General features: G+C 47.3%; 10 protein-coding genes. 6 read left to right on the top strand and 4 right to left on the bottom strand.

Annotation, left to right across the window (positions count from 1 at the left end; all coding sequences use genetic code 11):
• Nucleotides 1–65: 65 nt before the first annotated feature.
• From PCH02S_RS25360 to PCH02S_RS25370, 3 genes are all read right to left on the bottom strand, one after another.
• Nucleotides 66–776, bottom strand: a complete 711-nt coding sequence (locus PCH02S_RS25360) for a TenA family transcriptional regulator (protein ID WP_127456901.1) — start codon at nucleotides 774–776, stop codon at nucleotides 66–68.
• 125 nt (nucleotides 777–901) lie between these two features.
• Nucleotides 902–2,305 carry a hypothetical protein gene (locus PCH02S_RS25365; protein ID WP_127456902.1) on the bottom strand — a complete coding sequence of 468 codons (1,404 nt, stop codon included), beginning with the start codon at nucleotides 2,303–2,305 and terminating at the stop codon, nucleotides 902–904.
• A gap of 4 nt (nucleotides 2,306–2,309) precedes the next feature.
• Nucleotides 2,310–3,056 carry a creatininase family protein gene (locus PCH02S_RS25370; RefSeq protein ID WP_127456903.1) on the bottom strand — a complete coding sequence of 249 codons (747 nt, stop codon included), beginning with the start codon at nucleotides 3,054–3,056 and terminating at the stop codon, nucleotides 2,310–2,312.
• A 154-nt stretch (nucleotides 3,057–3,210) separates the two neighbouring features.
• Between PCH02S_RS25370 and yyaC the strand changes: the two genes are divergently transcribed.
• Complete coding sequence (gene yyaC, locus PCH02S_RS25375) at nucleotides 3,211–3,816, top strand: spore protease YyaC (RefSeq protein WP_127456904.1); 606 nt, start codon at nucleotides 3,211–3,213, stop codon at nucleotides 3,814–3,816.
• Nucleotides 3,817–3,839: 23 nt separating this feature from the next.
• Here the strand turns inward: yyaC and PCH02S_RS25380 are convergent, their stop codons facing one another.
• Nucleotides 3,840–5,303: a hypothetical protein gene (locus PCH02S_RS25380; protein WP_127456905.1), complete on the bottom strand. Its 1,464-nt coding sequence runs from the start codon at nucleotides 5,301–5,303 to the stop codon at nucleotides 3,840–3,842.
• 539 nt (nucleotides 5,304–5,842) lie between these two features.
• Between PCH02S_RS25380 and PCH02S_RS25385 the strand changes: the two genes are divergently transcribed.
• From PCH02S_RS25385 to PCH02S_RS25405, 5 genes are all read left to right on the top strand, one after another.
• Nucleotides 5,843–6,820, top strand: coding sequence for an aldo/keto reductase (locus PCH02S_RS25385; RefSeq protein WP_127456906.1), 978 nt, complete (start codon nucleotides 5,843–5,845; stop codon nucleotides 6,818–6,820).
• Between the two features lie 171 nt (nucleotides 6,821–6,991).
• Nucleotides 6,992–7,372 (top strand): hypothetical protein, encoded by a 381-nt coding sequence (locus PCH02S_RS25390; RefSeq protein ID WP_127456907.1) that lies wholly within the window; start codon nucleotides 6,992–6,994, stop codon nucleotides 7,370–7,372.
• A gap of 79 nt (nucleotides 7,373–7,451) precedes the next feature.
• On the top strand, nucleotides 7,452–7,874 hold the full coding sequence (locus PCH02S_RS25395; protein WP_127456908.1) for an SRPBCC family protein: 423 nt from the start codon (nucleotides 7,452–7,454) through the stop codon (nucleotides 7,872–7,874).
• A 1-nt stretch (nucleotide 7,875) separates the two neighbouring features.
• A complete protein-coding gene (locus PCH02S_RS25400; RefSeq protein WP_127456909.1) occupies nucleotides 7,876–8,256 on the top strand; it encodes an ArsR/SmtB family transcription factor in 381 nt (126 codons plus the stop codon).
• Between the two features lie 1,246 nt (nucleotides 8,257–9,502).
• Nucleotides 9,503–10,270 carry a DODA-type extradiol aromatic ring-opening family dioxygenase gene (locus tag PCH02S_RS25405; RefSeq protein ID WP_127456910.1) on the top strand — a complete coding sequence of 256 codons (768 nt, stop codon included), beginning with the start codon at nucleotides 9,503–9,505 and terminating at the stop codon, nucleotides 10,268–10,270.
• Nucleotides 10,271–10,279 lie beyond the last annotated feature (9 nt).

Consider the following 10,279-nt stretch of genomic DNA (forward strand, 5'->3'; position numbering starts at 1 on the left):
GAGAATACAACTTCCCGGGAACGGTTTAACTTCTATTTTCTATGAACATTTATAAGAGATAAGGACTATTCCAGGCAAAATTCGCGGGAGATCGCTGCGATGTACATTCTGCGCATTTTCGTAGCTTCTTCTACAATTTTGATACAGCGTTGTTGATCTTCAGGTGTTCTAGCGTATTCAAGTACGATTTGATACCCACGCTCGCCGTGGATCTCATCGGATACGATATGTAAATCGAAGAATTCCACTTCTTCATCTGTAAAACCGTAGTGATTGCGAAGCGTTGGCGTTTGTCTGCGGTAAATGGCCGGTACTTGAGATTCAAGTCCTACAACTAACGCTGCTGTTGCGAACAAGAAATTTTCTTTGAAAGCCATCCGGTAACACCAGGACTGCAAGCCGATAGTTTCAGGAAGCAGATGCTGCATGGATTCCACGCGTTCGCGCGTCGTTCCGCAAGCTTCACCAAAACGAATTAACAAATCGGTATGACGATCGCCGCCGAGCTCCTCTTCCCACATGTTTTGCAGAATGAAGTCTCTTGCATCCTCATGCGGACAGTTGGCATAGATGTAAGCCAAGTACTCTGCGAATGGACCTACATACGCGTAATGCTGTTCTACCCATCTGGCAAAATGCTCTTTCTTCAATTCACCATTGGCCCACATTGTTGTAAAAGGAGCTTTTGAAACGGCATTGCCTTCAATGGCTTGCTCAAGTGCATAGCGGAATTCCTCTTTGTTCATCAAACGGGATTCAGTTGCTGCTGTTGTCATATAAAACTCTCCTCTCAAAATGTAAAGTGTCGTAGTAGATCAACTTGTTGATTGCTCTGGTATTTGGTATATGGTATACCAAAATGATTTCATGGACTTATTATTACTTAGATTGGGCTGAACTGTCAACCCACTTTTTTTAAGATTAAAAGCAAGATCATCGACATCATTAAATACGCAATGGTGAACGGCGCATTCCAGTTTGATACCTTATACGAGCTTTTCCCTATCAAGTTCGACATCATCCCGGCGGTAGCGTTGTAAGGCCCCATTAAGAACGCCGTGGCCGCACCCGTAAGCATGGCAATCGCCATCAGCTGCACGGAAATACCAAGCGCGTGCGGATTCAACGACTCCGCTGCCAGAGCCAATCCAACTGCAGGATGCAGCCCGATAAATGCAAGCGCTAACGGAATTAGCGGGATCATGAGCAAAAAGAGATCAGACCCGATGACATGTTGAATTGCCATGATCCCTTCGTTGATCGCATGGTTGCTGCCTGTAGATTTAATAGCTGATATCATAAAACCGGCGCTTAAGAAAACGAAGAATTGGTCCTTCATTTTCAGCACATGAGACGATAGCAAGGTTTGGCTGCTTGTAATAAACGCCATGCCCTTCCCCAGCATCAAGGACCACACGTAAGCGAAGGGAATAACGATGATCGAAACCAAGAGCAGGAATCCCATATGCGTAAATCGCTCTAATACAAAAACAAGAACATTAAGTACAACGATCGCGATAAGAATTTGCCAAGGATGGCTCCCTTTGACCTCGTTAGACTCATTTGGTTGATGAACAACCGCACCTTCCCTGGCAGCGGAAATTTCCTCAAGCGTAGTCAGACTGATTTTTTTCAGTCGGCGGTTAGCGACCCACGTCCCCATCAGCCAATCCAAAGCCAGACCTAATAAGCTGAACGGGATGACAATAGGTAAAATCGCACTCCAGCTTACCCCTGTCATTTCCACAATAATCCCGACAATCGGAGCTACGGGTGTCCATAGAATTGGCATGCTGTAGCCATGTGTAATCGCCCGGCTAATAAATCTGTCTTTTTGCTGGATCGGATAATATTGCAGGGAAGGCTGAATACTGTGGTACATCATCGGCAGTGTGGCAAGGTTCATAAACGAACTCAAAATATAGGATAATAATGAAGTAATGCAATACAGCATACCCGAGTGCTGCACTTTGCTATATAAAATGGCCTGCACTCTTACCGCGTAGTGGCCGAGCTCGATCGGCAGAGCAATCATCGGAATCAGCACAAACAAGCTTAATACGTTCAGCATACTGCCGAAGCCAAGAATGTAATCCGTCCATGAGGCTCCATTCACCGCAAGAAGGATGGCGCCCGTGCTTAAGAAAGCTGATCCTAATAGCTGTACGAACGGTTTGATCGAGCGGAAAGCAACGATAATAATGACAAGACTAAGCCCGGACTGGAGCCAAGTCAGCCACTCGCTGGGATAGATTTCAGAGACAAGATAGGCTGCGATCGCTGCAATAAACAGTGCTTGCTTCATAAGTTTATATCATGTCTCTAACGGCTTGAGTCAACCGCTCAAGGGCCGTCTCAACAATCTCCTCTCCGATGTCCCGGCTGGCCTTCGTGGCATCGCCGATGCAGCCGTTGCGCGTCATTTCTTCATAGTAATAGAAGCCTTGAAGGGGACTGCCCGGACGAAGCTTCCTCCACCGTCCCTCTTGAATGTCGCCTTTCTCCAGTTTGTCCTCCCGAACGAGATGAGGCGCCAAATACATCGCTTCGGACACCTCGCGATCGCAGCTGTGACCATACAGCTTGGATGTAAGCCGCCTGTCCATCACGTCTTTCGCAGAAGCCGTCGTTTTGGCATAAAAGAGGGACACTCCCAGCTCCGCTGTCAGTGTATCCGCTGCCACGCCGAGCGTCGCCTGGTTGCCGCCATGCGAATTGATGACCAGGAATTTCTCAATCCCTTGGCTTTTTAATGATTTGATCATATCGCGTAAAATGGCAATAACGGTTGCAGGTTCCAAGGAAATTGTGCCTGGAAAATGAAGATGATGCGGCGAGACGCCCATATTAATGGTAGGCGTTAGCAGTGCCTCCGGGTATAATCTTGCCGTCAGCCTTTTTCCCATCTCTTCAGCTAATACAGCATCGCAGCTTTCAACCATATGGGGACCGTGCTGTTCATGTGCGCCTAGTGGAATAATGGCAATTTTGACCGTTTTGAGGGCTGCTTCTACCTCTGGCCATGTCATTTGTGTTAAAATGTAAGCATTCGACATCGCTTTCACTCTCCTTTTTTACTTGTGTATATTGTATACCAAGATTATATTAGGATATAGTATAATTTATGATTTTCTATCCGTTCAGGATGTCTACTCATACTGTACAGCTGCTCGGCGTATATTACTTACGGAAGAGAGGTGATTTTACCCCATGATGCGCCATATTCATTACCTTGATAAGAAATCTGTTGCCTATTTGTCTGAAGCATTAACGAATCATTATTTATCAAAACCGGCCTACACGGAAATTGTCATTATATGCGTCGGCACCAACCGTTACACGTGGGATTCCCTGGGCCCGATGGTCGGGAGCCGGTTATCCGAGCGGTTCGAAGGCAACCGTCATGTTCATCTTTATGGAACGCTCGAGAAACCCGTGCATGCACTCAATTTACAGAAGACGATCGCTTACATAACCAAAACACATCGTCAAGCTTACACGATTGCTGTTGATGCCGCTCTTGGCCAGTTCTACAAAATCGGAACGCTCCAACTAGTGGAAGAACCGCTTCAGCCCGGTGTCAGCTTAAATAAAGAGCTTCCCCCTATCGGACATATTCATCTGAAAGGGATTATTAACAACCACAGCTTGCTCAACCATAAAGTCATGGAGCACACAAGTCTTACGTATATTGATGAAATGTCAGCGGTGATCTCGCGTCTTTTGGTGAAATCCTGTCAAGACATCATCCCACAGCTAATACCTGCTCCTCAATTAGGGAATGAAGCGCCTAACCATCTATCGTCTGCGACGTAAATGGCTTGGCGCTTTTTTTTAACCTACCATATTAAAACAGCTAAAATCGTAGAAACACTTAAGCCGATTATAACCGGCAAGAAGTTCTTCCGTGCCAAATCAATCGCCGAGACACCGGCGAATCCGGCAACCGCTACGAGAGATGACCACGCAATAAGCGTCCCTCCGCCCGACCATACCGACCCCATTTGGCCGATAGCCGCCAACGTGGAAGGATCCATGCCTACTGCCGGCGCCAGAGCACCGGACAACGAGCCTGTGAGAGGAAGACCGGAGAAACCCGAACCTTCTAATCCCGCGATAATCCCCATGACCAACAATCCAAACGAAGTCAGGATGCCGCTCGACGGGATCAAATGCTGTACAGACATCACCAAATCGTAGAGAATAGCCGGCGCTTTATCGCCTTCGCCTAAGGAGAGAATGCTTTTGGAGAAATCTGCATTCCCCAGGAAAAAGAATCCTGCGATCGGAATGACCGGCCCCATGGCTTTGAATGCAAAAACGAAGCCTTCTGTCAGATGATCGCTGATCTTATCCAAAGCTTGAACTTTGGAGAATAATGTACAGGATAAAATGAGCAGGATAACCGCCACACCGCCGATAAACGCGGCGCCGTCTCCTCCTTCAAATCCGCTCATGCCTTTGTGTCCCAGCTTGCTTAGAATCATTACCACCATAACGGCAAGCATGGAAAGCGGAACAAGCACGGCGAACACTTTGGACCATCGAATGACAGCCGGACTAAGCGTTTCTACGGTTGCAGCCGCTTCAGGAAACTCGGAAGCCGCCTGTACAACACGAATAGCTTGTACTTGATTTGAGGCTTCGGCAGACGTGCTTTCCGGCTTGCGGATCGCTTTTCTGTTCATGAGATAAGCTCCGGTAAGCGCTACGCCCCCCGTGATGAGGGACAAGATCATCGCTTTGTCCGCTACGGAAGCCGTATCGATGCCTGCGCCCTTTGCGCTAAGCATCGGCGCTACTTGCATGACATAGTCAGAGGATAATGCCATGCCTTGTCCGGCAATCGCAATCGCCATGCCGGCTCCCATTGCTGGTAAACCTGCGCGAATGGCTGCTGGAATCAGCAGCGCTCCGATCAACGGAACGGCCGGCGTCGGCCAGAAAAAAAGTGATATTACATATGTAACAACAGCTAGAACAATGTAGGCAATGTGACCATTGACCATTAGCTTCTGAATAGGCGTGATCATGCGCTTGTCAGCGCCGATATCCCGCAAAGAAGCCAGCAAAGCGACCATAAACGTAATAATTAAGAAAATCGTAAATAATTCTTTGGCTGCAGTCAGATTAGCGTTGTAGACTGCTTTGAACCCGCTGATCACATCCCCCTTATAAATCCATCCGATTAAGAAGGTACCGATTAAGGTGGGAATGACGACTCCTCGTTTTAACAACATGACGACGATAACACTTAATGTCACCAAAGCATACACAACATGTGATGAAGTAATCATCCGCATCCCCCGTATTCATCATTTTTTGACCTTCGAAGAAAATTATACCGCATTTTCTTCTGTGTGAATAGATATTTGGTGCATTGTATACAAAAAAATACTCAAAATTGGTCTAAAAATAATGAATTTCGCGGATAGTATGTTATTAAACATGACACATGTTACTTCCGGTACTGCAATGCATAACTAAGAATTACAATTTTCAGCCTAAAACATTTCATTAATCACGTGAAGTATCTCGTTATCACCCCAATTATTTAAGTTTTACAGTCATTGCCAACAAATAGTGTAAGCGATTTCAATGTCATTTTAACAGATTTTTACGGAGAGCGAAAGAATAAAAATGTATTTGGTATACAATTCCAATTTATTAGGTTAGTTAGTAACTTCATCTATAGAAGGTTACTTTCCACGCACCAACTGTAAACAATTTCACTACTTTCACTGATGTAGAAACTTCTATAAAATAGAAACTATCATCACGACGTACAAGTCTTCAGCAATTAGTACTTACTAATATCAAGAGGAATGTGGGAGGATGAATCATGAAATATTCGTATTTAGGGAAATCCGGCTTAAAGGTCAGTCAATTATGTCTGGGAACCATGAATTTTGGACCGGAAACTGAGGAAAAAGAAGCTTTTAAAATTATGGATGCCGCGCTGGATGCGGGTATCAATTTTTTCGATACAGCTAATGTGTACGGAGGCGTTGAAAGAAGGGGCTGGACGGAAGAAATTATCGGCCGCTGGTTCAAACAAGGCGGAGGGCGCAGAGAGAAAGTTATTCTGGCGACAAAAGCCTATGGCGATATGAATGATCCGCATGATGGACCTAACTCAGAGCGTGGATTGTCAGCTTACAAAATCAGACGTCATCTGGAAGCTTCTCTCAAAAGACTGCAAACCGACCACATTGAGCTTTACCAAATGCATCATATCGATCGCAACGTGAGTTGGGATGAGCTGTGGGGTGTGTTCGAATCCGCGGTGAACCAAGGCACTGTCGACTATATTGGCTCCAGTAACTTTGCAGGCTGGCACATTGCCTGTGCCCAAGCCGAAGCGAAAGCCCGTCACTTCTTAGGCTTAGTCTCCGAGCAGCATCTGTACAATCTGCTTGCCAGATTGCCGGAGCTGGAAGTGCTTCCTGCTGCTGAGAAGCTGGGTCTTGGCGTCATTCCGTGGAGTCCGCTTGCCGGTGGCTTGCTTGGCCGTAACGCTTTGGCAGGTACAGGTGCCCGCAGCACGCGTTCCGCCGAACGGGTTGAGAAGCATCGCAGCCAATTGGAGCAATTCTCAGCACTCTGCAAAGAAATCGGCGAAAAAGAAGATGTTATTGCTTTGGCTTGGGTTCTATCGCATTCGGCTGTTACTTCACCGATTATCGGACCAAGAACCATCGAGCAGCTTCAGGACTCCTTACGTGTACCTGAAGTTTCATTAAGTGAAGAGACTTTGAAAAAGTTGGATGAAATTTTCCCTGGTCCCGGTAAAGCGGCTCCGGAAGCTTACGCTTGGTAAATAACAGCGGCTGCTCTCTTAGAGGGTAGCTGCTTTTTTCCTCTTGACGTGAAACCAAAAGGTTTCGTATAATCCAACATGTAACCATTTGGTTTCGTATTTCATGAGAGAATGTATTTTAGGACAACCTACAAGTAAGCTAGGCATGGAAAGGAAAGGCAGGCGCAGGCGATGCAAGAAGTTTTACTAAAAAAGCTGCACTATAAACAAGGACGAGCTCTCGTACTCCATGCGCCTGAAGGCTATACGCTTGGTATTGAAGAGCCTGGGGAGCCGAATGGGACTTACGATTTCGTCCAGCTTTTTGTTAAGAATGCTGCTGAAGTTGAAGAATGGGTACCTAAAGCAATCCAGTATCTGGAGGACGATGCCTTGTTCTGGATCACCTATCCGAAGCAAAGCTCGAAGATCAAGACGAATATTAACCGTGACAGCCTGTTTGCCCTGGTTTCGAGCATCTCGGAGTATCGCGCGGTTAGCAATGTGGCTGTGGACGAGACGTGGTCCGCTCTTCGCTTCCGTCATTTGGATAAGGTGAAGAGCAAAGGTTAGCAGCACATGATTCAAGTGAAGTGCAAAATCAGCAACAAGTCCAAAATAACAACACATCATTTATTGGAGGAATTTTAAAATGAGCAATCAAACAAACACACTTCCGGACATTGTACAAACTGTTGTTTTTAACGCACCGATTCAAAAAGTATGGGATGCCGTTGCGACTTCCGAGGGCATTGCGGCTTGGTTCATGCCGAACAATTTCAAACCGGAAGCCGGGTATGAATTTCACTTGGAAGCCGGACCTTTCGGCAACTCCCCTTGCAAAGTGACGGACGTTACGCCGCCTAACCGCCTCTCCTTCGCATGGGGCAAGGACTGGTCGCTTACATTTGAATTGAAAGATGTAGATGGCAAAACCGAATTCACGCTCATCCACTCCGGTTGGGATGCGGACAAGGTTACGGAATTCAACCAACCACATTCCGTTGTACGCGAGATGATGGCGAACGGCTGGGCTGGTATCGCGAAGAAACTTACGGCTTACATCGAGGCTTAAGATGTCAGCCCCCTCCCCCTCGCAGAAACATGATGTGTTTCAAGCGATAGCCGATCCGACGCGCCGGCAGGTGCTGCAGCTGCTTCGCGAGCAGGAGCTCCCTGTGACCGTGATTTCCGGTCATTTTCCGATCAGCCGCACGGCGGTGTCCAAGCATTTGCGCATCCTGGCCGATGCGGGGCTGGTGAAAGAGCGGAAAGTCGGCCGCGAAACCCGCTACAGGCTGGAAGCGGAGCCGCTGATGGAGCTCAAGCGCTGGCTTTCCTATTATGAGCGTTATTGGGAAAACAAATTAAACGCGCTCAAAAGATTCGTCGAGTCCGACGACGAGGATGGCGGCAACCCCTTTGCCGCGTTGGAATTGGTGGACCCGACCGATTAGAGGGAAACCTGGCCTGCTGTGGCCAGGTTTTTTTGCGTTTCGGCGGCGAGTTGCGCCAAGGATTCGCGCGTGGCGAATAAGGATTGAGTTTCTCTATCGCTAAGTTGCACAATGTGCAATGAAGAGGGTGAAATTTGACCCGAACGGTCCTCTACAATGCATTTTGTGCAATGTACAAGGCGAAAATCCCCCATTTCAGCCTGTTTGGGATGAAACGATTGCACATTATGCAATGTAGGGGCCCTAACTTGCCTAGATTACCTCTCTACATTGCAGTTTGTGCAATGTAGAGGGTGGAATTTGACCCGATCACTCCTCTACAATGCACTTTGTGCATTGTAGAAGGCGAAATCCCCCATTTCAACCCGTTTGGGATGAAATGATTGTACTTTGTGCAACGTAGAGGCCCTAACTTGCCTAGATTACCTCCCTACATTGCAGTTTGTGCAATGTAGAGGGTGGAATTTGACCTGATCACTCCTCTACAATGCACTTTGTGCATTGTATAAGGCGAAAATCCCCCATTTCAGCCTGTTTTGGATGAAATGATTGCACTTTGTGCAATATAGAAGTCCTAACTTGGCTAGATTACCTCTATACATTGCAGTTTGTGCAATGAAGGCAAACGTGGATCTATTGCAGAAAGTAGCAGGAGGAATTGGCATTAACTCCAAGTAATCTATCTACTCCTGTGCCCAGTTCCAGCTTGAGGCCCCATGTAGAAGGTACAGTTAAAGTAGATGGAAAAGCTACCGTTAATCTGCTCTGTTTGGTGGCAGGGAACGGAGTAACGGTAGAGGCTAAAGCTAAATTGCTGGAAATAGACGAAAACTGCTACAAATGCTGATATTAGTAGTAGAAACCGGAGTTAATTGAGCAAAAGTGGATCTAAAGAGAGGAATGTAGCAGGAAGAACCGGCGTTAACTCCAAGTAATCTATCTACTCCTATGCCCAATTCCAGCTTGACGCCCCATGTAGAAGGTACAGTTAAAGTAGATGGAAAAGCTACAAGTTAATCTGCGCTGTTTGGTGGCAGGGAACGGAGTAACGGTAGAGTACGCACAACTTAGACGAACGCTGAAAGGTTCTCAGCAAAGAAGGCCATACTATCCCTAAGATTAGCCCCCCTCTCTTCATACAACTTACAAAAAGTAAATAACTTACTTGACCAGATAGATACTAACGCGTAATATAAGTTACATAAAGTAACTAAGTTATTAAATGTAACTATAAGGAGCGATGACGATGATTTCACCTATATTTGTTGGGCATGGGTCCCCCATGATGGCTATTCAAGATTCGGCGTGCACCGAATTTCTTTTGGATTATGGTAAAAAGGTTTCACCCAAAGCCATTGTGATTTTTACGGCTCACTGGGAAACGGAGGTCCTTACCATCTCCTCCACCGACGATGTCTATGATACCATCTATGATTTCGGCGGCTTTCCGAAGGAGCTATTCCAAATCAAGTACCCGGCAAAAGGCAGCAAAGCGCTAGCCGCTCAGCTTGCCGAACGCTTCCAAGCCAAAGGCATCCAAGTGAACTTGGACGCCGATCGCGGACTTGATCACGGCTCTTGGGTGCCTCTGCTGCGCATGTTCCCTACACCTGTCTGCCCCGTGATCCAAGTGTCCGTGAACCCTTACCTGCCACCTGCCGAGCAGTATCGCATTGGGGAAGCGCTGCGCGGCCTCGATCAGGAAGATATCCTGATTATCGGAAGCGGCGCCACCGTGCACAATCTGCGCGCGCTCAACTGGGATGCCAAGGAGCCGGATGCTTGGGCGGTCGCTTTTGACGATTGGCTCGTGCAGAACATGAGCGCTCAGAACCTGACAGCGTTGTTCAACTACGCCGCCGAAGCTCCTCATGCGCGCATGGCTGTCCCTCGGCCTGAGCACTTCATCCCGCTCTATATCGCGATGGGCAGTGGCGACCCGGCTCGCACGCCTCAAGTCATCCACCGCAGCTATGAAGTCGGCTCGCTGAGTTATCTGTCCGTATCCTTTTAACCGGAGTAG

Source organism: Paenibacillus chondroitinus NBRC 15376, from assembly GCF_004000765.1.
GTDB lineage: Bacteria > Bacillota > Bacilli > Paenibacillales > NBRC-103111 > Paenibacillus_E > Paenibacillus_E chondroitinus.

Bases quoted from the DNA above. Each gene is read 5' to 3' on its own strand.
- PCH02S_RS25360 (WP_127456901.1), bottom strand. From the start codon at position 776: ATGACAACAGCAGCAACTGAATCCCGTTTGATGAACAAAGAGGAATTC.
- PCH02S_RS25365 (WP_127456902.1), bottom strand. From the start codon at position 2,305: ATGAAGCAAGCACTGTTTATTGCAGCGATCGCAGCCTATCTTGTCTCT.
- PCH02S_RS25370 (WP_127456903.1), bottom strand. From the start codon at position 3,056: ATGTCGAATGCTTACATTTTAACACAAATGACATGGCCAGAGGTAGAA.
- yyaC (WP_127456904.1), top strand. From the start codon at position 3,211: ATGATGCGCCATATTCATTACCTTGATAAGAAATCTGTTGCCTATTTG.
- PCH02S_RS25380 (WP_127456905.1), bottom strand. From the start codon at position 5,303: ATGCGGATGATTACTTCATCACATGTTGTGTATGCTTTGGTGACATTA.
- PCH02S_RS25385 (WP_127456906.1), top strand. From the start codon at position 5,843: ATGAAATATTCGTATTTAGGGAAATCCGGCTTAAAGGTCAGTCAATTA.
- PCH02S_RS25390 (WP_127456907.1), top strand. From the start codon at position 6,992: ATGCAAGAAGTTTTACTAAAAAAGCTGCACTATAAACAAGGACGAGCT.
- PCH02S_RS25395 (WP_127456908.1), top strand. From the start codon at position 7,452: ATGAGCAATCAAACAAACACACTTCCGGACATTGTACAAACTGTTGTT.
- PCH02S_RS25400 (WP_127456909.1), top strand. From the start codon at position 7,876: ATGTCAGCCCCCTCCCCCTCGCAGAAACATGATGTGTTTCAAGCGATA.
- PCH02S_RS25405 (WP_127456910.1), top strand. From the start codon at position 9,503: ATGATTTCACCTATATTTGTTGGGCATGGGTCCCCCATGATGGCTATT.